25 protein-coding genes are annotated in these 24,157 nt (G+C 42.8%); 23 read left to right on the forward strand and 2 right to left on the reverse strand.

The window, feature by feature from the left end:
• The first annotated feature begins 131 nt into the window (after positions 1–131).
• The 9 genes from MHH60_RS25425 to MHH60_RS25465 all read left to right on the forward strand — a co-directional run bounded on the left by MHH60_RS25425 (position 132) and on the right by MHH60_RS25465 (position 6,746).
• Positions 132–812 (forward strand): response regulator transcription factor, encoded by a 681-nt coding sequence (locus MHH60_RS25425; protein WP_076135825.1) that lies wholly within the window; start codon positions 132–134, stop codon positions 810–812.
• Positions 809–2,563, forward strand: coding sequence for a sensor histidine kinase (locus MHH60_RS25430; RefSeq protein ID WP_076135823.1), 1,755 nt, complete (start codon positions 809–811; stop codon positions 2,561–2,563). Before MHH60_RS25425 ends, MHH60_RS25430 begins: the two co-directional genes overlap by 4 nt.
• A gap of 42 nt (positions 2,564–2,605) precedes the next feature.
• Positions 2,606–3,130, forward strand: a complete 525-nt coding sequence (gene pssA, locus MHH60_RS25435; RefSeq protein ID WP_036684073.1) for a CDP-diacylglycerol--serine O-phosphatidyltransferase — start codon at positions 2,606–2,608, stop codon at positions 3,128–3,130.
• 7 nt (positions 3,131–3,137) lie between these two features.
• Positions 3,138–3,632, forward strand: coding sequence for a DedA family protein (locus MHH60_RS25440; protein WP_076135821.1), 495 nt, complete (start codon positions 3,138–3,140; stop codon positions 3,630–3,632).
• 47 nt (positions 3,633–3,679) lie between these two features.
• Positions 3,680–4,705, forward strand: coding sequence for an AI-2E family transporter (locus MHH60_RS25445; protein ID WP_076135819.1), 1,026 nt, complete (start codon positions 3,680–3,682; stop codon positions 4,703–4,705).
• 208 nt (positions 4,706–4,913) lie between these two features.
• Positions 4,914–5,132, forward strand: a complete 219-nt coding sequence (locus MHH60_RS25450) for a spore coat associated protein CotJA (RefSeq protein ID WP_036684070.1) — start codon at positions 4,914–4,916, stop codon at positions 5,130–5,132.
• Positions 5,133–5,135: 3 nt separating this feature from the next.
• Positions 5,136–5,402, forward strand: a complete 267-nt coding sequence (locus MHH60_RS25455; protein WP_036684069.1) for a spore coat protein CotJB — start codon at positions 5,136–5,138, stop codon at positions 5,400–5,402.
• A 50-nt stretch (positions 5,403–5,452) separates the two neighbouring features.
• Positions 5,453–6,022, forward strand: coding sequence for a manganese catalase family protein (locus tag MHH60_RS25460; RefSeq protein ID WP_076135817.1), 570 nt, complete (start codon positions 5,453–5,455; stop codon positions 6,020–6,022).
• A 115-nt stretch (positions 6,023–6,137) separates the two neighbouring features.
• Positions 6,138–6,746: a hypothetical protein gene (locus tag MHH60_RS25465; RefSeq protein WP_076135816.1), complete on the forward strand. Its 609-nt coding sequence runs from the start codon at positions 6,138–6,140 to the stop codon at positions 6,744–6,746.
• A gap of 135 nt (positions 6,747–6,881) precedes the next feature.
• On the opposite strand, the gene MHH60_RS25470 is transcribed toward MHH60_RS25465, so the two are convergent.
• Positions 6,882–7,511: a LysE family translocator gene (locus MHH60_RS25470; RefSeq protein WP_076135814.1), complete on the reverse strand. Its 630-nt coding sequence runs from the start codon at positions 7,509–7,511 to the stop codon at positions 6,882–6,884.
• A gap of 266 nt (positions 7,512–7,777) precedes the next feature.
• On the opposite strand from MHH60_RS25470, the gene MHH60_RS25475 reads away from it, so the two are divergent.
• The gene (locus tag MHH60_RS25475) at positions 7,778–8,158 is read left to right on the forward strand and encodes an ArsR/SmtB family transcription factor (protein ID WP_076135812.1); all 381 of its coding nucleotides are present in this window, start codon (positions 7,778–7,780) and stop codon (positions 8,156–8,158) included.
• Positions 8,159–8,164: 6 nt separating this feature from the next.
• Positions 8,165–8,758 (forward strand): NAD-dependent epimerase/dehydratase family protein, encoded by a 594-nt coding sequence (locus tag MHH60_RS25480; RefSeq protein ID WP_076135811.1) that lies wholly within the window; start codon positions 8,165–8,167, stop codon positions 8,756–8,758.
• A 117-nt stretch (positions 8,759–8,875) separates the two neighbouring features.
• On the opposite strand, the gene MHH60_RS25485 is transcribed toward MHH60_RS25480, so the two are convergent.
• Positions 8,876–9,211: a potassium channel family protein gene (locus MHH60_RS25485; protein ID WP_076124810.1), complete on the reverse strand. Its 336-nt coding sequence runs from the start codon at positions 9,209–9,211 to the stop codon at positions 8,876–8,878.
• A gap of 582 nt (positions 9,212–9,793) precedes the next feature.
• On the opposite strand from MHH60_RS25485, the gene essC reads away from it, so the two are divergent.
• From essC to MHH60_RS25545, 12 genes are read left to right on the forward strand one after another with little or no spacing between them, the layout of a single operon-like run.
• Complete coding sequence (gene essC / locus MHH60_RS25490; protein ID WP_076135809.1) at positions 9,794–13,780, forward strand: type VII secretion protein EssC; 3,987 nt, start codon at positions 9,794–9,796, stop codon at positions 13,778–13,780.
• A 20-nt stretch (positions 13,781–13,800) separates the two neighbouring features.
• Entirely contained in the window at positions 13,801–14,508 is a 708-nt protein-coding gene (locus tag MHH60_RS25495; protein WP_076135808.1) for a hypothetical protein, read from the forward strand.
• 20 nt (positions 14,509–14,528) lie between these two features.
• On the forward strand, positions 14,529–14,780 hold the full coding sequence (locus MHH60_RS25500) for a hypothetical protein (RefSeq protein WP_076104573.1): 252 nt from the start codon (positions 14,529–14,531) through the stop codon (positions 14,778–14,780).
• A gap of 27 nt (positions 14,781–14,807) precedes the next feature.
• Positions 14,808–16,268 carry a hypothetical protein gene (locus MHH60_RS25505; RefSeq protein ID WP_076135807.1) on the forward strand — a complete coding sequence of 487 codons (1,461 nt, stop codon included), beginning with the start codon at positions 14,808–14,810 and terminating at the stop codon, positions 16,266–16,268.
• A gap of 21 nt (positions 16,269–16,289) precedes the next feature.
• Entirely contained in the window at positions 16,290–16,643 is a 354-nt protein-coding gene (locus MHH60_RS25510; protein WP_076135805.1) for a hypothetical protein, read from the forward strand.
• A gap of 21 nt (positions 16,644–16,664) precedes the next feature.
• Positions 16,665–17,714: an SAF domain-containing protein gene (locus MHH60_RS25515; RefSeq protein WP_076135803.1), complete on the forward strand. Its 1,050-nt coding sequence runs from the start codon at positions 16,665–16,667 to the stop codon at positions 17,712–17,714.
• A gap of 5 nt (positions 17,715–17,719) precedes the next feature.
• Positions 17,720–18,289: a hypothetical protein gene (locus MHH60_RS25520; protein ID WP_076135801.1), complete on the forward strand. Its 570-nt coding sequence runs from the start codon at positions 17,720–17,722 to the stop codon at positions 18,287–18,289.
• A 6-nt stretch (positions 18,290–18,295) separates the two neighbouring features.
• Positions 18,296–19,129 (forward strand): hypothetical protein, encoded by an 834-nt coding sequence (locus tag MHH60_RS25525; RefSeq protein ID WP_143766715.1) that lies wholly within the window; start codon positions 18,296–18,298, stop codon positions 19,127–19,129.
• A complete protein-coding gene (locus tag MHH60_RS25530) occupies positions 19,113–20,969 on the forward strand; it encodes an ATPase, T2SS/T4P/T4SS family (protein ID WP_239498768.1) in 1,857 nt (618 codons plus the stop codon). The genes MHH60_RS25525 and MHH60_RS25530 overlap by 17 nt, the downstream gene beginning before the upstream one ends.
• A complete protein-coding gene (locus MHH60_RS25535) occupies positions 20,966–23,047 on the forward strand; it encodes a hypothetical protein (protein WP_076135797.1) in 2,082 nt (693 codons plus the stop codon). Before MHH60_RS25530 ends, MHH60_RS25535 begins: the two co-directional genes overlap by 4 nt.
• Positions 23,048–23,060: 13 nt before the next feature.
• A complete protein-coding gene (locus MHH60_RS25540) occupies positions 23,061–23,564 on the forward strand; it encodes a hypothetical protein (protein WP_076135795.1) in 504 nt (167 codons plus the stop codon).
• A 57-nt stretch (positions 23,565–23,621) separates the two neighbouring features.
• Complete coding sequence (locus MHH60_RS25545) at positions 23,622–24,125, forward strand: hypothetical protein (RefSeq protein ID WP_076135794.1); 504 nt, start codon at positions 23,622–23,624, stop codon at positions 24,123–24,125.
• The last annotated feature ends 32 nt before the right edge of the window (positions 24,126–24,157 follow it).

Here is a 24,157-nt window from a genome sequence, read left to right on the forward strand (position 1 = left end):
ATCAGGGATATAATGAACTCCTCCTGCAAGAGCTGTATGGCTCATGACAGGGGGAGTTTTTTGTGGACACATAAAGGACATAACGCTCGTCTATGCTAATGTTTATTAACTGTTTGAAAGCGGGGTCTAGATTGAAAAAGAAACTTCTTCTCGTTGAGGATGAAATTCGTATTCGTGAACTGGTATCTGATTATTTCTTACAGAATGATTGGGAGGTACTTGAAGCGGATAATGGAAGAGATGCATTGGTTTGGTTTGATTCACTGCTGCCGGATCTGCTGATTCTGGATATCATGATGCCTGCTATGAATGGCTTTGAAGTGTGCCGTGAAGTTCGTGAGAAATCAGCGGTACCCATCATTTTGTTAACCGCCAAGTCTACAGATGACGACAAAATCTACGGTTTTGAATTAGGAGCCGATGATTATGTTACAAAACCATTTAGTCCAAAGGTGCTAGTAGCCCGGGCAAATGCACTTATGAAACGGGTTGAAGGCACCCACCAGCCTGAATCTAGCATAATAAGATTTGGTTCCGCGATATTTAATACCTTAGCTCATCGGCTGGAGGTAGAAGATGCGGAAGTGGAGCTTACCCCTAAGGAATATGATCTTTTATGGCTTTTAATACGAAATAAAGGGATTGTCATTTCAAGGGATACGATCCTCAGTCGGATCTGGGGAATTGAGTTTGAAGGAGATTCCAGAGTTGTGGACAGTCATATCAAAAAGCTGCGAAGTAAATTGGGTTATGAATCACGTTTTATTCGTACGGTAATTGGCACAGGATACATGTTCGAGGAAGAGGCATGAGAAGACGGGGAATTACTTTTAAACTGTTTGTGATGACCGTTATCTTTTTCCTTTGCTTCTATGGCATGGTGATCCTAAGCCAATTGCTGTTGTTTGACAATTTCTATCAGAAGCAAAAAGAGCACCGCGTGGAGAAACACCTTAAGAGCTTTGCGGCAAGATATATAAGCGAGCCATGGGGAAGCACCCGAACCTCTCAGGAGCTTGTCCGGTTTATGCTGCGGAATAAAACACAAATGGTTATTTTGAAGCTGGATGGAAAGATGAATTCAGAAGATCCATTTCATATAAAGCTAATCGATGATGACGGGAAGAGTATGGTTGTTTCTTTATCCCTATTTATGAATCAGTACGGAGATTCACTGAGAGCAGCAAACATTAAAGTAGATGATCAATTGAGCGTGGAAGGCGAACTTCTGGATGAAGACAGTGCTTCACCCGTTATACTCTACCCCATAAGCATTACAAAAAAAGGGGGCGGAACAATAGGAGAGACAGGAGAGACTGGGACGATTCATGCATCTGGTACTGTTGCAGAAGTTGTACTGCCTGATTTAAAAATATGGAATCCCCGTCAGGGAATACTGTTTGAGGCTCTTGAGGAATGGTTTCCTTTGACACCAGCGCAGATAGAAGACTTTAAAAATTTGAAAATACAGAAGCAAGACTGGGTTGCTCCCTGGAGTGGGAGTCGCAATTCTGTGGTGATTCTGCCCCTGAAGCAAAGTAACGGAGAAATTGAATTATTATTCACAGTCACTTCATTACAGGAAGTTAAGGATTCGAACGATGCGTTACGTTGGTTCTTTTTATATCTGGGAATGGGTGGTTTTGTTCTGATTCTGGTGCTTTCTCTCTTTTTCTCGAAAATGGTAACGCGTCCGCTAATTAAGTTGAATAACATAGCCAAACGTATGGTTTCTCTGGACTTTACAGGGGACACATCGATTCGGCAGAAGGATGAGTTAGGCAGCCTTTCTAACAGCATGTTCACCTTATCACTAAGTCTGGATTCTGCATTACGAGAGTTAAGAGAGGCCAATCAGCAGCTAGTTGAGGATATGGAGCAGAAACAAAGGATGGAGATCATGCAGCAGGACTTTTTTGCCAACGCCTCCCATGAATTGAAGACACCACTCAGTATTATCAAAGGTTTTGCTGAAGGCTTGGAAGACGGCGTTAGCGCCGGCAAGCAGGATCACTACATTAAGGTGATTATTGAGGAAGCCGATAAAATGGAGTTTCTTGTTAAAAATATGCTAGATCTAGCGCGGTTGGAGTCGGGCACGATTAAACTTCGGAAAACTTCCTTTATGTTAAGTGAATTGACGGAAAAGGTGACGGACAAGCTGGTCCACTTGCTGAGTGAAAAACATTTGGAGGTCATCATTATTCCTGCAAATGAATTACCGGTCTATGCGGATGTGAACTGGATCGAACAAGTTATGCTAAATTTCATGACCAATGCTATCAGGCATGCGGAAGAAAGAAGTTCTATCACCGTCAATATTGAGAGTCATGCCCAGACTATAGTATTCACTATTCAAAATATAGGAGAATCAATCCCTGAAGATCAGCTGGAGCAGATCTGGGAACGGTTCTATCGGTCGGAGCCATCCCGCAGTCGAATGACAGGCGGTACGGGTCTGGGGCTTTCCATCGCGAAGCGAATACTAGATATGCACGCTTGTCTTTATACAGTGAAAAATACGGAGAACGGTGTCAGCTTTACTGTGACCTTTGAAGGTTAAACCGAATCAACAGAAATACTGCTATGAAAGGGGTGAAATTGTATGAAATTGAACTGGTTGCCTTCAACGTGCACACTAGGAAACTTGGGACTAGGATCACTATCCTTGTATTTTACGATTCAAGAACGATATAGCCTAGCTTTATTAATGATATTGCTTGCGGCAATATGCGATGTACTGGATGGATTACTGGCAAGAATATTGCAATGTACTAGTGAATTCGGTAAACAATTGGACTCATTGGCGGATATTATATCATTTGGTTTAGCGCCTACCTTCCTTATCTTGTTGTATAGGTTAGAAGATGCCCACTGGATTGGACCGGCAGCTGCAGTTTTCTTTTTGATCTGTGGCGCACTTCGTTTGGCCAGATTTAATCTGTCGGCGCCTTCCAAAGGGTTCGTGGGGATGCCCATTACTGCTGCTGGAGTCATTCTGTCGATGATTTCTTTATTAGATGAACGTATGAAACCAGGACTGGTCATCGGATTAATGGCATTGCTGTCCGTAATGATGATCAGCCGTATCCCATTTCCGTCCCTTAAAAAATCCTTCAACAGGAAGTGATACAACCATGCCTTGGATTATAGAGTTCATTTCACAGTACGGATATTTAGCCATCTTTGGCCTTATGGCACTTGGGATTATCGGACTTCCTGTGCCTGATGAGGTGTTAATGCTGTTTGTAGGCTATTTATCCTCCGTTATGGTTTTGGATTTTTCACTTTCTGTATTGGTTTGTTTCATGGGATCCATCACAGGAATGCTTATCAGCTATACCATTGGTCTAAGGCTAGGGCAACCTGTGGTAGCAAAATTCGGCAAGTGGGTTGGCCTTACACCCAAGCGTTTTACGAGTATGAAAAAATGGTTTTTGCGGTTCGGAAACTGGGCGATTTTTATTGCTTATTTTATTCCCGGTCTGAGGCATGTATCGAGCTATATCTCTGGAATCAGTGCTATGTCTTTCAAAAAATATATACTCATAACGACTGCAGGAGCGCTAACCTGGTCACTTCTTTTTGTTTCCATCGGCTTTTTTGTGGGGGCTAAGTTTTCCTTTTTATAGCCATTGAAGTTTAACATTATTAATCGCAATTGAATGGAGCAAGATCAATGAATGTATTCAAGCGATTCTACGCGAATAGTACTACCAGACGCTTTTTTATTCTCGCACTTATTGGGTTGCTGCTGTACATGGTTCGAGGAATGCTTAATCTGGTACTGCTGACGTTTCTGATTGCTTTTGTCATGAACAGCTTTCAGATTGTGCTCAGCAAACGAATTGGTAAATTCATGAAGGTTAACAGTAAGGTGATTATTGTCATTTTATACCTTGCTTTAATCGCATTGATTGTACTGGCCCTTGCAAAATATCTTCCTAAAGTATTGGAGCAGATTAAGCAATTAGCCATCTTCCTCACCAATCTCAAGTCTGAGGATCTTCCGCAGAACAAGATTACATTATATTTGTATGATATGCTCAGGGACCTTAACTATCAGTCCTATATCAAAAGAGGCATCGATTATGTGCTGCAGGTTAGCAACTGGGGTGCAACTTTCGTTCTATCAACCATTTTAAGCTTTGTGTTTATTCTGGAGAAGAACCGGGTCGTCAGTTTCACTTCTAGGATGAGAGAGAGCAGGATTGCCTGGTTTTATATAGATCTGGAATATTTCAGCCGAAAATTCATCGTTTCCTTTGGGAAAGTAATTGAAGCGCAAATTCTCATTGCCATGTTCAATACCTGTCTTACTGTTATTGGCTTGTGGCTGCTTAACTTCCCGTATTTATTTGCCCTAGCAATTTTGATTTTTCTGCTCAGTCTCATTCCGGTGGTTGGTTTTTTGATTTCGCTCATTCCGCTTTTAATAATTGGTTACAACATCGGCGGTCTGATAACAGTTACTTATGTGCTGGCGATTATTGCGGTGTTGCATTTTATCGAAGGCTATTTCTTGAATCCTAAGCTGATGTCCACAAAAATGAATTTGCCAATGTTTTTCACCTTTAGCGTGTTGTTGTTTTCTGAGCATTATATGGGTGTCTGGGGACTTATTCTTGGTATTCCTATCTTTGTATTTATGTTGGATATTCTTGAGATTACCCACGAAGATTCGTTCAAAAGAGCGAACCCCTAGGCTGAATACTAAAAGACCTAAGTTATAAGCTGTTTCCGGTACTTTTCCGGAGACAGCTTATTTGTCATGCACATTGCACAAAAAAAATTGCTAATGGGCTTTTTTTGTAAATAACGTTTTATATTGTGTCCTGCTGTCATAAGTTAGCTAAGGGAGTAATGTTCAGAGTCTTTAAAGAAGGAACAGGAACAAAGGAGGTACAAAAAAGATGGAATCACAGCTGCGGAGGTATACCCCTTTTAGGGGCCCGTTTGATCCTTGCCCACCGGTGCCGTTTAAGACGTATGTAGTTCCACCCAATCAATTTATCACCTTTCAGCCACCCGATTTGCCACAGTTTAGTTTGCAGGAGGCTCTGAAGTATGGAACGCTCTGGCCAGCACTATTTAGTCCGTATGAATCCAAGTGCAAAGGAGGAGGAAAATAGATTATGGAGGCAAATCCTTGCGACCAACGTTATTATGAATTGCTTGAACAGTTGCAGACCCTTGATTTTGCCTTAGTGGAGTTGAACTTATATCTAAATACGCATCCTGACGATCTGAGAAGTATTGAACAATTTAATCAGCTTACGCTGGAACGAACTAAGCTAGCGAATCATTTTCAGGAGCTGTATGGTCCGCTGCAGAATTTTGGCCGCGCTTATTCTAAATGTCCATGGGAATGGAATCAACCCCCTTGGCCTTGGCAGGTGTAAGAGGAGTATAACCGTAAGGAACTATTTTTCTAGAGGAGGGAAGTTCCCGAATGTGGATATACGAAAAAAAACTGCAATATCCGGTACGGGTGGGTAAATGTGATGTCCGGATGGCGCGTTATTTGAGTGAGCAATACGGAGGCGCAGATGGAGAGCTCGCCGCTGCACTACGCTATATGAATCAAAGGTACACGATTCCAGATAAAGTTATTGGCGTGTTGAACGATATTTCAACCGAGGAATTCGCTCACCTTGAGATGATTGCCACGATGATCTACAAGCTGACGAAGGATGCTTCGGTATGCGAATTAGAGGAAGCTGGATTAGGTCCACATTTTGCAGCGCATGATCATGCCTTGTTCTATAATAATGCCTCAGGCGTACCGTTTACAACGGCTTATATTCAAGCTAAGGGTGACCCGCTGGCTGATCTTTATGAGGACATTGCGGCTGAAGAAAAGGCTCGGGCTACATATCAGTGGCTGATTGACATGACGGATGACGTGGACCTGCAGGATAGCCTTAAGTTCCTGCGGGAGCGGGAGATTATCCATGCGATTCGGTTTAAAGAAGCCGTGCAGATTATTATTGATGACCGGAATCAGAAGCGGGTGTTCTGACTCAAAGAAGAAGTCGCCATTTTGGCGGCTTTTTTATTTTTCTATTAGATAGTTACTTGGTTGGTTAAAATTTACTGTGTTAATATTAGCGAATATAACTAGAGGAGGAAAATTATTGAAAAGTAAAAGAATTTATACCTTATTAGTATTAATACCTGTACTTCTTGTACTGGCAGTTTGCAGCAGTGGTAATGCTAAGGTCTCTAAGATGGAGCCGGATACTTTCTCCAACCAGGATATGGCCATTTACAAGGTAGATAACAGCAGGGAAAGAGTCAGCTATGGCATGAGTCGTAAGAATGCGGAGAAGGTTCTGGGGACTGGAAATGAAGGAATTTCCAATTGGTATACATATGATTCAGGAGTGAGTGTAATCTACAGACATGATAAGGCTGTAGCCATAACATTGGAAAGAGAATCTCAGGGGGCATATAAAACTGCCCGAGGAGCTGAAGTTGGTACGAACAAAGAGAGAATTAAAGAGTTATATGGAGAGAAATATGCGATAGAGAATGCTTCGGAAAGTATGAAATCTTTGAAATATTTGGAGTATTATTACGATACAGAAACAAAGAAACTAGTAAAAGAAAATACGTCAGATTTTAAATCGCTCTCCAAAAAAGAACTCAGAGCCAAATATCTGCTTTCAACAACCTATAATGAGGACGGAAAGATCGGGTTGATCATCCTGACGGATGCGCAGGCAACCAACACTTTTGAATGATATGGAGATTTATTAATATGCTCTTCCAAAAGGGTGCGAACGATGTTAGGAGGAGAGATTAGGATTCGGAATTTTGATACAGTTTTGAAAAGACATAAAAAGCCGTTCTCTTTTATAAGAGAACGGCTTTTTATGTTAGAAAATATGGAGGCTCCGCAGGAATTGATAGAAGAAATACCCTCCAAAACCGATTAATACAACACCTGCGCTGATAGTCACCCATTTAATAGCCGTCCGGTTCATTGCTTTTCGTGTGGTGGATACAATCGTCATCAGGCCAATATCATGGAGCAGGATACCAATCAGGATACCTAATCCTACGAGCAAAAAGCTGCCCGTATTAGTACGGTCAAAGGAGTCGGACAATACGGTACCAAAGACACTAACCCAAAATACCAGGTTTCCTGGTGAGATCGCCACTAGCAACCCATTTTTGTAAGAAGAGAACAGTGATTTGGACGTCTTCTCTCCTCCAACGGAAATATCATGATCTGCATTCTTGATGCTGTCATAACCAACGTAGCATAGGAACAGAGCTCCAACTAACCACATAATTACTTGTATGATAGGCATGGAAAGAATAGAGGCTAGACCCAGGTATAAGCCTAGAATTAGGAAGAGGTCAATAGTCATTCCCCCGAGGCCAACAATCCAACCATGCATAAAGCCATTTTTTAAGCCTTGTTTGGTCATTTCAATGGTAATGGTACCTACGGGCAGAGCGATGGAAAAGCCGAGCAAAACGTATGTAAGAAATAAAGTCATTAAAATTAAAAGCCCCCTTTATCAAATTAAACGAAAGTATATTTTACACCATGAATTAATAGGGGGCAATTCTTTTGAGCAAATTTATCTATTACAAATTTGCTCTATAATTTTCGACGCTCTAATAGGCCGGTCTTTTTTATTTATTTGAGGATCGGTAGAGATGAATATTAATGGTCTTGATTTTCTTTACCGATGAATTATGGCTCGAAAATTAATATACAATAGTTCATATGATTAAACTATTAAACCTAAGGAGGCAGCCTATGGACAGACAAGAACGCTTAAAAAATCTGGCTGAGGAATTTGGGGAATGCAGTAAAGCTCTTGCAGCCATTGGAGATGAGACACGTCAATCCATCATTATTGCTTTGATTGAAGGTGAAAGTGATTGCGAAAAAGGAATTAGAGTTGGTGAGCTGACACAAAGAACCAATTTATCCCGACCAGCCGTATCTCATCATTTAAAGGTATTAAAAGAGGCTAATTTGATTGGTTTTGATCAGGAAGGCACCAAAAATTATTATTATTTGGATGTACTTAAAAGTGATATTTTCAGACTCAAAAGGCTGTTTGACCATATCGATGAGTTCATCAAGGATTCAGCAGAATCAGATCCTAAAACTATAAATGATGATGAAGGGTGACATGAGATGAAAAATGTGATTTTGTTAGGTGGAAGTGGTTATATCGGAACACATTTGTCGGAAGAATGGCTAAGAAAAGATCCTAAGGTGCAGATCATCAGCGTATCCCGAAACGGAAAGCCTGGAAAGTTATTATCGAGCCTCGTTAATCACAATCGGATAAAATGGATGTCTGTCGATATTTTTGATATCGATTCTTACATTAGTAAGTTACCTCAACAAGCGGATGCCATCGTTGATATGGTCGGCACTGCTACAGCAAACAGCAAGGAGGATTTTGAAAAGCTAAATGCTGAGCCGGTAAAAATTATGGTTGAGCTTATGAGTAGATTGAACATACCCAAGGGATGTTATATTTCAGGACGGATGGGAATGCCCTTTAAAAATAAACCGTTTCTTGAATCCAAGCATAGAGGAGAGAATATCGCCCTTACAAGCGGCAAAAATATCGGCATTGTAAAACCAAGTCTGGTTTACGGGGATCGTCCTGATGCGGTTGTCATGGTTCCTTTTGTACAAGCTGTAGGTCTTTTCAACAAGGATCTAAAACCCATTAAAGTGAATCAGTTGGCTCAGCAGATTATACAAATATGCATTTAATACTATAATATTAGTGATTTATGGACTAGTATATAAGCGATTATTTGAAAAGAAAGAGCCTCATTAGCTTCGGCTAACAAGGCTCTTAATACTATTACGAGTTTTGGATTCCATTATTTAATTGTTATCTTTATCGGTTTGTTTGATCAGTTCATAAGCGATATACCCGATCATTCCCAAGAACAGCCCTGTGCCTGCAATAATGTAAACGATCGTAAATATTTTTCCAAGTGCTGTCTGGGGAACAAATGTTGGATGACCTAAGGTACTAAGCGTTGCAACGCAGAAATAAATAGCATCCAGGACAGACAAACCTTCTTGTTTGACATAAAAAATGGTTCCAGACAACAGCGTCATCAAAACTAATAAGAATAATGCTTGGAAATTTTTACGTTTGAGCGCTTTCCATAAGCCCGAGAATAAACGTTTTAAAGTTAGTAAAAATGATAACATGCAGCTCCACCCTTCATTTATATTAGAGCATACATAACAAATCGTAGTCAAACTATTGAAACCAAGCAGCCTCTTACGAGGTTGCTTATTTGTTTTGAGAAATAGTTAGAGTCAGCAGCGATTTCCTGGTTCTCTCCCAAGTTAAATTCCTTCTAAGAGCATAAGTTTCCTTCAATTTGATAGAAATATTCTGATTCATAGGATCTATTATGGAATGTTGATTTTAAATTAAAGCTTTGAAATCTTCTATTTAGAAATGGAAGCGGACAGGAGTATTGGATAACCTTGAAAAAGTAAATGTGCCAAATGTCTTAAATTAAACTAGAAGAAAAGTACGATGAGGTGACCTTAGAACTGGATCTATATACACTAGTAATTTTACTATTATGAAAATAATGGTTATTTATTGGGGATCTTTGAACCATTTTAGCAAAAAATGTTATGGAAAATATAAACTATTCAGTCTCCAAACCGATAATGCAGTATGTATATCCTAAATTGGAAAATAATTTATAAATTATTTAAAATTTACACTATTATTTCTTGTTAATCCAAAATTCCTATCCAGTGGTGATGAAAAAGATGAGTGCTCAAGAAATGCTAACCAATCAGGTACAAAGAACCCCTCGAATTAAACCAAATTACCCGGAAGGTGAAATGGTTTTGGAGGATCCTGCCCGGCCATCGGGAAAACCAACCTTCTCATGGTTGACGATTATAGTCCCCCCCATCGGGATGTTAGTCATCTCTATATTTATGTCAACATTGACCAGGTCATTTACCATGCTGATATCAACCATGGGTATGACTGTTCTGACGGTCATGGTTTCAATTTTAAATTATAAATCCAGTGTGAAAAAACATCATGAACAGAACAAAAAACTTGAAAAGAAATATCTCAACTACTTATTTCAGGTTCGTAATGATTTACAAAGTGCCGCGAGTATGCAGCGAGAAGCCTATACATATATCCATCCAAGTATTCAATCTTGTGTTGAAATCGTACGGGGGAGAAGCAAGCAGCTGTGGGAAAAAACAGGAATTGAAGATGATTTTCTGAATCTCCGTGTTGGTGCTGGAATCCAGCCGATTGCTCTGGTGCCAACATATAGCTCAAAAGCGAAAGCAATTGATGACGACAACCCACTTGAAGAAATCGCCAGTAAAATATGCGAAGAGATGTATTTTGTACGAGACATTCCAGTCTACATACCGTTAAGGAGTATTAATACGCTCGGAATATACGGTAAACAGCAGGAGGTTCGTGATTTCCTCAATGCTGTTCTGGTTCATTTAACAACACACCAAGGCTACGATGATGTAAGGGTAATATGCGTGATGCAGCCTGATGATCTGGAACACTGGGAATGGTTAAAATGGCTGCCCCATACATGGAATAAAAATCGAAGCCAGAGAAGTTTGGCTACAACATCCTTTGATGCCTCCAATATTGCGGATGAATTACTTCCGGAGCTTAGAAAAAGAGAAGAAAACAGCAAGAATGGTTATGGACTACAGCCAATGCAGGCCCCACATTATGTTTTTCTGGTTTTTGCTCCTGAACTGTGGGACAGCACGGATATGATGAAGTATTTGCTCTTGGGTAATGCTTCACTTGGGGTGACCAGCATTTTTACATCGGAAAAGATTGATGTTGCGCTGCCGCTGAATTGCCAAGCTATTCTGGAAATTAAGGACGGTAAGGGGATGGTTCGCAAAGATACTAATCAGCTGTTAAGTCATTTAGCTGATTATTTTACTGCCGATTCCCTGGATAAAAAAAATTCGGAGTTTTTTGCCCGTTCTTTGTCTCCACTCAGAATTAAAGAAGGTCAAAATAACAGCTATATCCCACCAATGGTTACTTTTCTGGAGAGCTTTGAGGTTGAGCAGGTAGAGTCTCTAAACGTAATGGAGCGCTGGTCAAAAAACCAGGCTAACCGTACCATGTCCATTCCTCTGGGCCTCGGGGCAGGTGGTAAATTTCTTTTGTTCGATATGCACGAAAAAAGCTATGGTCCACATGGTCTAGTAGCCGGCACCACCGGATCGGGGAAAAGCGAGCTGCTTCAGTCACTACTTTTGGGTCTGGCGGTAAATTATCATCCGCATGAGATTGCTTTTGTACTGATCGACTATAAGGGTGGAGGAATGGCTAATGCTTTTCTTGGGCTTCCACATCTGGTGGGAACAATCACCAATCTTGGTGGTAATCAGATCAATCGGGCCCTTGCCTCCATCAAAAGTGAGCTTTTACGGAGACAACGACTGTTCAGTGAAGCCGGAGTGACCAGCATTGATAATTACATCGTTCTTTACCGCAATAAGGAAGTTAACCTTCCCTTGCCGCATTTGATCATAGTGGTGGATGAGTTCGCAGAACTTAAATCAGATCAACCGGAATTTATGAAAGAGCTGGTCAGTGCGGCACGGGTCGGAAGAAGCTTGGGGATTCACTTAATATTGGCAACACAAAAACCTTCTGGCGTAGTCGATGACCAGATCTGGAGTAACTCCAGATTCAAATTATGTCTGAAGGTCCAGACACCTTCGGATAGTCAGGAGATGCTAAAACGCACGGAGGCAGCAGAGATCAAAGAAAAAGGCCGTGGGTATTTGCAAGTTGGTAATAATGAAGTATTCACTCTGTTCCAATCCTCCTGGAGCGGAGCGCCTTATAAGGCAGGGGAGACAGATCAGGCTGGAAGTCCCAAGATGGATATCGTTTCACTAAGTGGTGAACGCAGAGCCCTGATTCCGAAGGGGAAAAACAGTGATGATGCCTCGCAACTGAGTGAGCTGCAGGCTGTGGTTAATCATATAGCTGCCATTTCTGTTGAGCAATCGATCGGAGAGGCCTTTCAGCTGTGGCTGCCTCCACTTCCGGAGACCATGACTTTAGCAGATGTTATGGATCAGAATCAGATCTGGGATGGGCAATCATGGAAGCAGCCAGATCAGAATCTTATTGCCACCGTTGGACGAATTGATAATCCGTCAGATCAGGAGCAATACAATCTGGATATTAATTTTAATCAGGACGGACATTTACTGGTTTATGGAGCACCGAGCAGCGGTAAGACAACGCTGTTAAAGACCATTATCATGTCCCTCGCCTTGAAATATGAACCTGATTACGTTCATTTCTATATATTGGATTTTGGTACACGAACCTTGGGAGTATTCCACGAGCTTCCACATGTAGGGGATATTATTTTTCCAGAGGATGAACAAAAGCTTGGAAAACTGATCAGTTGGTTGTTGTCCCAATTGGATGAACGCAAACGTAAGTTTTCTCAGCTTGGAATCAGCAATTTGGTCTCTTACAGTGCGGCCACTGGAGAGAAGGTTCCTTACATTGTTATTCTGCTCGATAATTACACAGGATTCTCAGAAGCCTATGATGACTTTATCTTAGAGCTTTCCAAGTTGGTGCGTGAAGGCGGTAATTACGGGATATACTTCGTGTTCGCTGCCAATGCTGTAAACTCTTATCCTTACCGAATCAGCCAGAATATTAAGCAGGCTCTAGTATATCAAATGTCTGATAGATTGGATTATTCCAGTATTCTGGGCAGAACAGAAGGGATGGAGCCAACGAATACCGTAGGCCGCGGACTGCTCAAAGATAACCGGATTCTGGAATTTCATACCGCGCTTCCTGTGGATGGCAGCTCGGATGATCAGATAGCTGCCTCTCTTCGCCGGATTAGTTCGGAGATGAAAGCAGTGGCAGGTGTGAATAATCCTGTAGGAATTTCAGTGATCCCGGACAAGCTTTCACTGGCAGAGCTTCTGGAACGCGTGCCTAAAGAACAACCGCAAGGGAATTATCTGGTTCCGCTTGGGCTGGATTGGGATACTACACTTCCGGTAGAGATTAATGTAAAGCAGGTTAGCAATTTTGTAGTGTCTTATAATACTCAGAAGCATGTGGACTTTAGATTTAACGCCCTAATACAAGTTCTTGATAAATCGGCAGGCGAATTAACCATGGAATTCCATCTGTTTGACAGTGGTGTTGTCAGTATACCAAGCCTGAAAGTTAGTTCAACGATTACCCGCTATATGAGTACGGCTGAAGAGTTTTTACAGCTCACACAATCCTTAGTGGATCAGCTGCAACTAAGGAAAAATGATGCCCGGCAAGCTTTTGCAGATGTCCAAAACCGCGAAGAATTTGACGAGGCTGAGTATATTCTGTCTAAGTACCCGCTTCTTGTCATTGTAATGCCTCATCTTAAGTCCGCTTTTGATCTGATGGAGAATGATTCACTGGATCATTTGGAGCGTATAGCAAGGTTTGGAGGTGGACTTGGTGTAATGCTGCTGGTCGGCAGCGATTCGTTTGAACTGAATCAAATGCATTTGGTCACTGATTTTGCGGGTGAACTGATTAACAGTGGACATGCATTGTTGTCCGATGGAAGACCCAACGATCATTTGTCTTATGCTCCACTACTCGAGGGTTTGGAATACCATGAGCTGAACGAGGTGTTGGACAATACTGAAGCGATGCTGCTAACAGAGGGATCCATTTCACGCCTCAAAATGATTACAGAACTATAGATAAGCAGGTGAAGAAAGCGATGAAGCCGGCTCGTGAAATATTTGAATTGCATCCTTTAGAAATTATCTATTTAACTGCTTTAATAGGAGGAACCAGTTTTCCAGGTCTGGAAATCGATCTTAAAAGCGAATCGGAGCGCAATTTACGCTCCCTAATGGATACACAGATGAGGTCGCTGGAAGTGAAGGGATATTTAGAGGTTGATTTTGTGGGGCTCGCCAAAGTGAATGAAGTGCTTCATAGAGGTATCGCTGTTGCATCCAGTTGCAAATCTTATTTTTGCCAGCTTATGCATACAAATCAGCAGACTTGCAAGGTCTTCTATTTTGTTCAGGATGAAGTTTGGTTTGAACTTGAGCAACAGCCGGAAAGTAACACCTATAAGCTTCAGGAGATTTATGCACTACATGAGCTGATGTATCAGGTCATTGAAAGAATCCCTTTAGTGTGGGAATTGAGCGATAAAGAAAAATTACAAAAAGCGATAAATAAAGAAGTAGATCTTGAAACGTGGGTGGGGAAATCTCTTCAAGCAGGTGCATTCATAACTTCCTTGGCAGAAATCCAATGCATTACTGAGGAGGCACAGGTGATTCGCGAACTGAACCTGTTGATTCATGAAGAACAAATGTGGCTGCTGCGTGGGGTGGAAGAAGACGTCAGTCAAACCACGCAATCCTTGCCTGCAGTAGTAAATGAGTTATGTAATTGGCTGCAAGAAGCTTAACAAATCTGGGGGATCAGACTATGTCAACTGCACTGACTACTTTTGTATTTAAAGGTGAAAGAGAGAAGTATTTGGATTTGGAAGTCTCTCTTTCTATTTCTACAGGGCAATGTATCGAGCTACTTAAGCAAGCCAACTGGCTTCCGGATAACTGGGAATTTAAATGTGAAGCCAGCCGTACGGGCGAAGAATGGATGGAGTTGGGGCCGCATGCTGTTCTCGCAGAGATTATACAAGGGGACGGAGCCATAGTTCGTATTTTACCCTATTGAGCTGGGAGATCGTAAAGGAGGATTCCTATGAAAAGCGTACACTTAGTCTGCTCGCCTGAACTTATAATGCTGCTATCCAGGTCGCTGGAGCATGAGGGTTATGTAATTTCCGGTAAACATTCTACATTACATAGTTTTATAAGTGGTTTCAGCAGCAAGGAAGTCGATCCTTCATCCATTGTAATTATGGAGGGCGGTGCGGGGCTGGGCACACCGGTCAAGGCTGCAGATATTATCAGTTTCATGACACTGATCCGGAAATATCTTAAACATACGCGGCTGATTGTTCAGTTAGACCCGGTGCTGCAAACGGATATTGAATTTATACGTACCCTTGTAAATATGAACATACATGATCTTCAGTTCACTACGGAATTCCAGGGCGATGATCTTCTGAACTGGATCAAAGAGAAAAAAACTACTAGGGATTATTATCATATCCTGGGTAAAAAGAAAGGCCTTTTTGCATCGTTTAAAGGCTCATCATCAAGAGCAGCTTCTGACGCGGCAGTGGAAGAGGCACCGTCTGCTCCTCCGAGACCGGTGGAGTCGCTTACCCGTCCACAGCCAGTGGCGGCCGGTTCCAGAACTGTAGCAGATGCCGCCAACAGGAGACCTTCCGTTGCTCCTCGCTCTTCAGCAGGATCAACCCCGCCTAGACTGGGGCCTCCGGCCAGAAAGGAGACCCCGTCATTAGCCGGAGCGGAAACGCTGGAGAGTCTGGAACAATCTATTCCGGTAGAAGAAGAGTCGATGCCAGCAGCAAGTACGAGAATTCTAGGCAGCAATGTACCACTTGTCATCGGAGTTTGTGGTGTCGGAGGGGAAGAAGATGTAGGTGCGGCGGCTTTTCTGCTGGCTGCGGGTCTGGCAGAACTGGGCTGGAAGCCTCTGGTGTGCGGAGATGACAGGCCCGAAATCAGTTCGCTTGAACAGATTGTTTTTAAGGGTGAGAAAGAAGATTCGGTTTCTACCATGTTCGAATATGAAGGAGTCACTTTCTATCGCAGAGGGTATTCGTGGGATATTTCGGAGCTTTTGGCCAGTGAGTTCACGCATATCATTCTATGGGTGGATATCCATCGGGAGCGGAAGGGCACTAGCGGACTCGAGCTGTGGTGGAACTCGCAAATTCCTATTTTGGTAGGCAACGGGGCTATGTGGAAGTATGAACTGCTGAAAGAGAAGCTGAACACCCTTAACCCTTATGAGCGCAAGCGGTGCAGGTTACTGCTGGAAAATGGACATCAGGAAGTATTACAAATGTTGAAAAAGGATTTTGCAGAAATTCAAACGACTCTGATGCCTGCACATCAAGATCCTTTGTATCCAGATAAAGCGGCTGTTGAATGGGTAATGAAGCTGCTGACCGTTCAGAAAAAGCTCTTTCGCAAGCAAACGTTGCTCTGGGGAATTGTTGGAATGGTCTTATTTGTGACCTTGTTGTTAATAGGCATAGGATTTTCATTCGTTCCGGAGAGCAGGTAATTATAAATCAGGAGGCTGGGTATGAATTCAGGTATGGTTAGAGGCATTGCTTTTGATTGCCATCGACTTCTCTCCCCTGCCCAGGAGTGCAGCGATAAGATGAGAGCGGCAATCACTGGAGTGTCTGGTTATTGGGTAGATTTGGGTGGGGAAGAGTTTAAGCAGCATTGTGAGGAATGGATTAAGAAAATGAACGAATTTAAAGCTGCCATAGCCCAAATTGAATCAAATATGATGAACTATGCAGATAAATTGCAGGTGGAGGAAGAGAGAGCAGAGGCAGCCAGAATTAAGGAAGCTGAAAGACAAGCCTCCGAACGGGCAGCAGCGGCAGCGGCGGCCGCAGCCGCAAAATCGACAGGGAAAATTAAATAGGGATGGAAATGAGGTCTTGAAGTGGCAATACGTAAGCGGAAAAAAATACTGAGATATACGATCCTATCAGGTTGTCTTGTTGCCGTTGCCACATCCGGGGTATGGTTTGCAACTTATCGCCATTATAACGCTAAGCTGATCGACGAGCGGGCAGCTTATGAAGAACAGCTGAATGATAAAGATGAAGTCTTGCAGCGCTATATGGACCAATCCCAAACAGCCTATGTATTGATATCTCCAAAGCTAGCTGGAGAGGTGATTACTGCTGAGGATGTAATGGAAGAGAAGCTACCCAAATTCTCCTCACCGGATAATCTGATCAGCGAGTCTAAAGCAATTGTTGGTAAGTACTTGAAGATTGATGCATTATCAGGCACAGCGGTAACTACTGAAATGGTACGTGATGAAGCGAGATTGGAGCCTTCAGAACGAAAAGAAGAGACTGAATATATTAAACTGCCGCTTCGGTTAACGAAAAAAGATGTCGTAGATATTCGGATAGTTTTCCCAAATGGCGAGGATTACATAGTAGTAGGAAAGAAGTCGCTGAAGGACGTAGATTTAGCGAATCAATATACATTTTTTAATGACAATGAAGAAGAAGCACAGCTCCTGCAAGCTGCCCTGGTGGATGCATACATAAATAACGCAGAGCTTTATATGAAACAGTACGTAGAACCGGAGCTTCAGCCTGAACCTGTAGTCAATTATGTCCCTAATCTGGATGTACTTGGAGTAATTAAGGATAATCCGTTCATTATAGATCAGGCCAAGTGGAGTCTTGCTGCCAATCTTCGTAAGGAACTGGAGAAACGGCTCGAAGTTATGGAGGATGAAGATAGAATTCGTGTGGGAGCACAGGCACCAAGCGGCAGTGGTGTGATCCAGAGAAAGGCTGTGCAGGGAGCGGCGGCAGCAGAGGAGGCTGCAAAAGTTGATGACAGCCAATCCGTGAACGGAGTGATAGATCGGACCAATCAAGCGCCGATCGATTCAAGTGCAGACCAGAGTTCAACGGGTGTGACGAATAAAGAAGCAGCCACAGATGACAGTCTTCTGAAAGGAGAGTGACCAATTTGCACATTGTTGTTGCAGGGGATTGCGAGAAGCATGATTTCATACTGGCAGCGGCTATTCTGTTGAAAAGTTATTTCAACAACGATGTCATGATTATTTCGGATAACAGCAGGAATTATCAGTATTTTGAAGGCGAAGTGTCTGGTATAAAGATTGCAGATTCAACCGTAGCTGACAAACCGGATATCGTTCTGTATGACTGGCATCATGGGTATCCTGAGGGTCTTGAGGAGGAGATTATTGTCTTCGCGACCACCTATGACCGTCAGGCTATGGAGAACGTAGATAAGTTGCTGGATCAGAAACGGATGCCTACTGTACTGCTTGTCATAGAAGAAGAATGCGGACTTGGGCTGAAGTATGTGGATAAATATTATCCAGTAATTACTTCGAAAATCAGTTACATCAGTAGTCCGGAGCGAAGAATTAATTGGGTCCATGATGGAAGGGTGGATCTTAAGGTAGATAAGGATTTTGCCGAAGCTGTAAATGACTTTTTGATTGAAATTTGCGATGTTCCAAAGCAAGACATCAAGAAGCTGTGGCAGTATGCAAGGAAACGGGGGTAGGTAATTGTGCTAGTGGCTTTCTGGGGACCTGCTCAAGGGCAGGGGAGAACAACTTCGAATATGGCAGCTGTTGCGGCTACCATAGCGCTAGATCATCATATCCGCGTGTTAATGACACATACGCATTTGGAGCAAGGTGTGCTTGAGCATTTGTTCTCACAGACAAGAACAACGCTTCAGTCTGCGAAGACCACAGGTGGTATGGATGCGATTGAGAGATTAGTGCAGTGTGGAATGCTTACACCTGAAGGCATTAGAGATCATGCAGAGTCCATTCTTAAAGATCGGTTGGAACTGCTTAGTGGATCTATGAGTGCTGAGAAACATGAGACAAAGCTCTTGCTTCCGCATATCTTCAAGGATTATCGCAGGTTTTATGATTTGTTATTTGTGGACCTCTCCTCCGAAGATGATCCGGAGGTTGTGTCTCTGGTTATGGAGCAGGCAGATTTGATTGTGGTTAACCTAAATCAGAATCAGGTAAGTCTGGATTCCTATTTTTTGAACAAAAACAAAGCTCCTGTGCCGAGTCATAAGCCCGTCCTCTATTGTATTGGGGCTTATGAGCGCAGCTCCAGGTTCAATAAAGAGAGAATTATTAAGCTGTATGAATTGAAGAAAAAAGCAGTAGGTGTTATCCCACATCATATTGGTTATATGGATGCTCAAAATGAACGGCGCTTTGTTCAGTTTTTATTGAAGGCAAGAGAAGCTAAATCCCGTTTTCTGGAGTTTAGTGAGGACGGAAGCTTCACTGAGGCGGTACGACATATGGGACAGCTTATTCTCCGGATGCTGGAGATTTCTCCAGTATCGGAAGTGGATGCTGCGAATGATTAATCTGATTCTGATCTTTGTAGTCCTGATAGCTATTGGAGTGTTCCTGTACTTATGGCTGGGCAGACGTAAGGATGCTGCTCCACCTTCCGTCCAACTGAAATATGATATGAATGAAATCGTGCAGTTTCTGAGAAGGGCTTTTGAGGAGATTATAGCTGCCTCTCTTTATGAAGGAAGCCCAAGTGAGGAGGAATACAACCGTCGGAAGGCGCGGAGAAGGGAATTGCAGAAAGCGCTCCGAAGTTGCATGCACGGCGATCTTTCCGCTAAGAAATATGTGAAGCTTTATATGAAGGATCTATTAGTTCAGACCTACGGTCTGGATGAAGGAAATGTAGATAAGATTATCAGCTTCGGCCATACGAATCGATTGACTTCACAGGATTGCTTCGATATCTTGCTTTATGTTTTCAAAAAAGATCATGGTCAGAATGCATTTAATGTAATAGTAAGCAAATATAGCCTGGACACACTGCAAAAACTGCCTGATGGATCTAAGGGGTATAAGATCACCGAAGAACAGATCCGCCATATCTATCAGTCAGAGCAGCCGAGATTGTCCATCCAGGACAAGATTGAAATTATTGTTCAGAGAGCTTATCAAATTTATAAGGGGCTCGGCGTTATTGATGAGCTTCGAGATCAGAACATCGATGGAGTTAATGGAGGAACAAGTGGCATGCCTCCTGATGTCGTGCAGACTACAGATTTTCTGGAATATACGAAGCAGCAGCATTTTATTCCACAATCCTATGATGCGGTGTGGACGTTCTACCGCGGAAAGTCGCTTCACCTGGAATTCTTAAGTTTTGGTTCTGAGAAGGAGCTTAAGCGGGTTTGCCAAAATATCTATGGGTTTGGTAATCCTGGGCAATTAAATGAATCGAAGGGTTATATCATCAACGATATGGCTGATGGCAGCCGGGTCGTGGTTGTGCGGCCCAAAATGGCTGAAAGCTGGGCTTTTTTTGTCCGCAAATTTAACGATTCGCTCGTGGAATTGGATCAGCAGATCCAAGATCAAGGGGCACAGCTTGCGATTGATATGCTTATTTTTCTCATCTTGGGCCATCAGGTCACTGCCATTACTGGCAGACAGGGCTCGGGGAAAACAACGCTGCTTAAGGCACTGATCAAATATATTGATGCGAAGAATATCCGGATCCAGGAGACCTCCTTCGAGATCTGGGCGAGAAAAATGTATCCGGGTAAAAATATTTTATCCTTTAGAGAAACACCCTCTGTTAGTGGGCAGGATGGGCTGGATGTGCAGAAAAAAACGGATGGCGCTGTGAATATCGTCGGAGAGGCGGCTACTCATAGTGTGGTCAGTTATGTGATTCAGGCAGCCCAGGTAGCTTCTGAATATACATTGTTTACACACCACGGCAAAACACTGCCCAATTTGGTCAGCGCTTTGCGCAACAGTCTTATCGCATCGGGAGCTTTCAGTAATGAGAAAATTGCTGAGGTTCAGGTTGTTGAGGCGCTTGGTTTCAACGTTCATCTGGTACTACGTGCTGGGAAAAGATATATCGAACGGATTACAGAGATTATCCCGGCAGATCCCCAGTTCGAATATCCTCAGAACTACAAGGATCCTGAGAATATTACGGACAAGCTGGATGCTTTTATGGATACCGTGACCGAATATTTTGGCCGGATGACAGATCGGCGTTCCTATGATTATAAGGATGTCATTGTGTGGGAAGCCGGAGAATACGTGGCCAAACATCCGATCAGCAGCCGTAAAATCGATGAGATGCGCAAAAATATGGATGAAGAGGATGCACTAGAATTCACTGCATTTCTTGAGAAGTATTGGGGGCAATCCGCATGAATCTGCAAAACCTATTGTTGATTATTTTGGGAACCTCAGGAGTGCTACTGCTTGTCCTGCTTGTCCTGCTTAATATAGTGCAGCGTAAATTGAAGGGAACACAATATCAAGAGCAAAGGCGGCTAAAGGCTCTGCTGCCAACGAGAACTAAGGAAAAAAGATGGTTGGAGCAGGCCCATAAAACTTATCCGGTACTTGATGAACTGCCATTAGTGAAGAAACTTCTTCACCGGATGCGCTCGCGTCTGACCTTGGTTCATGCAGGCAATGAAATTATGATCAGAAGTCGTGCGGCTGCGCTAACGTTAATGATTGTTGCTTGTATTCTGATCATTTCGTTGAGTTCATTCCTCTGGACTTCATCGTGGGTAAGCCGTGCGACTATTATGCTAGTCTCAGTTTATCTTGGAGGTGTCCTTAGCGATCTCTTCATTGGGCGTTTAGTGAAGCAGATGTTATATGACCAATCGTCCATGATTCTGGATATTCGCCATGAATATCATCAGACACATATGGTGCAAGTCAGCTTGGAGAATTCTGCGGAACGTTCGAAACCAATGGTAGCCGTGCATGCTCGGCAGATTGCTGGAATTCTGGCAGCGGTGGACCCGGAAGATGAACTGCAGAAATATTATGAGATTGCCCCTAACCGTTATATGAAGCAACTAGCTGGAGTGAGTTACAAAATAGGTGAATATGGTGATGCGGATATCCATAAAGGGGAGCGTTCGATTTATCTATCGATGCTTGGCAATATCAGAGAAGAGATTCATATGGATATTAATCGCCGTGAGCGAATCGATCGTTTGTTATACGGTATTGTTTTTGTAGCCATTTCGCCGGTATTCATGCTGGATCCAATCCGCAATTGGGCGGAGGGAATGTTTCCTATTGTATCTAATTACTACAATTCGGCCTGGGGGTTATATTCTTTAATCTTACTTTATATCACGTTCATAATATCGTTTATTGCCCTGCGGATTCTCAAAGGTGTGGATGAAGACACTCAATCTATCAAAGATGAGGGGAAGTGGTTAAATCGGATCCTGAAGAAAAAATGGATTTTCAAACTGGTGGATCGGATCACTCCGGCAGAACATGAGCCTCTTCATTTCAAGGTAGCCGGCAAATTGAAGGATGCTAACTCTGGGCTGTCGCAACATGCCTTCTTTTTGCAGAAAACACTAGCGGCAGTAGTTATCTTTCTGCTGATCGTATCGCTTCAATTTTCCATCCATGCCAATATCAAGCACAACATTTTGCACCCCAATAAGCAGATTACAACAGGGGGCAATCAGACAGAATCTCAGAAGCTGCTGAGCGAGGAACGGTACGCTTTTGAGCAGACTTTAATTGGAGAACTGGTAGCGAAGGAGATTACACCGGATCAGATGTTGCCCTACATTCAGGAGAAAGCGGAGAATAAGTCTTTCCTTCAGAACAATCTGAACCAGAATGCCTATGCTGCACAGTTAATGAACAGGGTAGAGCAATATCATGAGGAGTACTACAAATGGTATGAACTTTTGCTGGCTTTTGGGCTGGCGGTGGCAGGGTTTTATCTTCCGGATGCTTACTTAATCATTCGTACCCAGCTGCGAAAGTGGGAAATGCAGAATGAGGTGGATGGCTTCAACACGCTTTCAATGATGCTGTCTCAATTTCCGAATATCAGCGTGTACGAAATGATAGAGTGGCTGCATCGTTACAGCTACATTTTTGAGCGGCAGCTGCTGCGCTGCATGCTGGATTATGAGGCTGGAGGCTGGAGCGCCATTGAGAATCTGAAGGAGGACGCACGGTTCGTTCCCCTTGAACGGCTCGCAGACCGCTTGCAGGTTGCAGCCGATCTGATTCCGGTGAAGAAGGCGTTTGATGATATGGATGCGGAGAGGGCATTCGCGATGGATCAACGCAAGGAGCACTATGAGAAGGTCATCAGCAGGAAAAGTACACTGGGTAAAATGTTTGGGTTCTTGCCGATGCAGGCAACGTTCACCTTATATTTACTGCTTCCCTTCGTCTATATGGCCTTCCAGCAGCTGGGTGACCTGACTGTTGTAACTGGCAAAATGTGAAGGAGATACAGGCATGGAGAATATAGCAAGCTTTTTGAAAACAACGATATCGATTCTGATCACGCTGGCCATTATATCATCCGGTCTGTTTTTGTGGGGGAAGACACAGCCAGTTGTCGAATTGGCGAATAGCCAGGCAGCGGCACAGGCTAGGGAGCTTTCGGAGCAGCAATATTCTGCATTTGACAATCAGATTGTCAGCGGCTCCCAGATTCTCACAGCTTATCGGAGGTACGAATCGCAGCAAAGCTTCTGCCTATACGTTGAGAAACCTTATGCCAATGGTCAGAATGAGGCAGAAAGAAGATTTAGCATGAATCCAAGCGGAGAAGGTTATTGCCGTGCGTTTGATTATTCCGGAGCGAAGTTCAAGGAGGGAGCCGAAAGTGGTGTAGATGAAGAAGAAATTTCGAATGCTTCAGGAAAATATTATATTAGTCCGCAAGCTAGATATAGAGCGAAGCTGATAAAAGATAAAAATGAGCGGATTGCAGCTATTTTTTTCGTTGCGGAGTAGATGCGTTAAGAGCAATAAAATAAAAATTAGCTTCAAATAAGGTGAGGAGGAAACATCATGGAGAATATCTCGACCGGACTTAAATGGGTGATTGGCATTATTGTTACCATTCTGATTATTGCCGCAGGTGTCAGTATTTATCTGGTTATCAACAACTACTTCATCCGCGCACAAGAACAGACTCTGGCCCAGACCCAGATGATTAATCAAGCGGAATTCAATAGTTATGATAACAAGGATGTATCCGGCCAAGATGTGATTAATGCGGCAATGCGGTATAAGGGACGTCCGCAGTTCGCGATTAAGATTTATACAGGGGAGAATAAAACTGAAGGATTTTATGCGGAAAATACTTATGGAGCTCAATATCCAGTTCCAGCTTCTAGTGGGAGTGTAGACTTGTCTAAAGATGGAGATGGAGTTGGAGGATTCAGAAGTGTTTCTCAAATGCTGGATATAAAAAATGATGATTGTAACATTAATACTCTGGGACGCTTCCACGCTGAGATTTTCAGAGATAATAACGAAGAGGTCAGGCTAATTGTATTTACACAGCCCTAAATTTATTGTATCTATATTCGACTTTTAAAATT

The organism is Paenibacillus sp. FSL H7-0716 (assembly GCF_038002705.1).
GTDB classification, from domain to species: domain Bacteria; phylum Bacillota; class Bacilli; order Paenibacillales; family Paenibacillaceae; genus Paenibacillus_AQ; species Paenibacillus_AQ odorifer.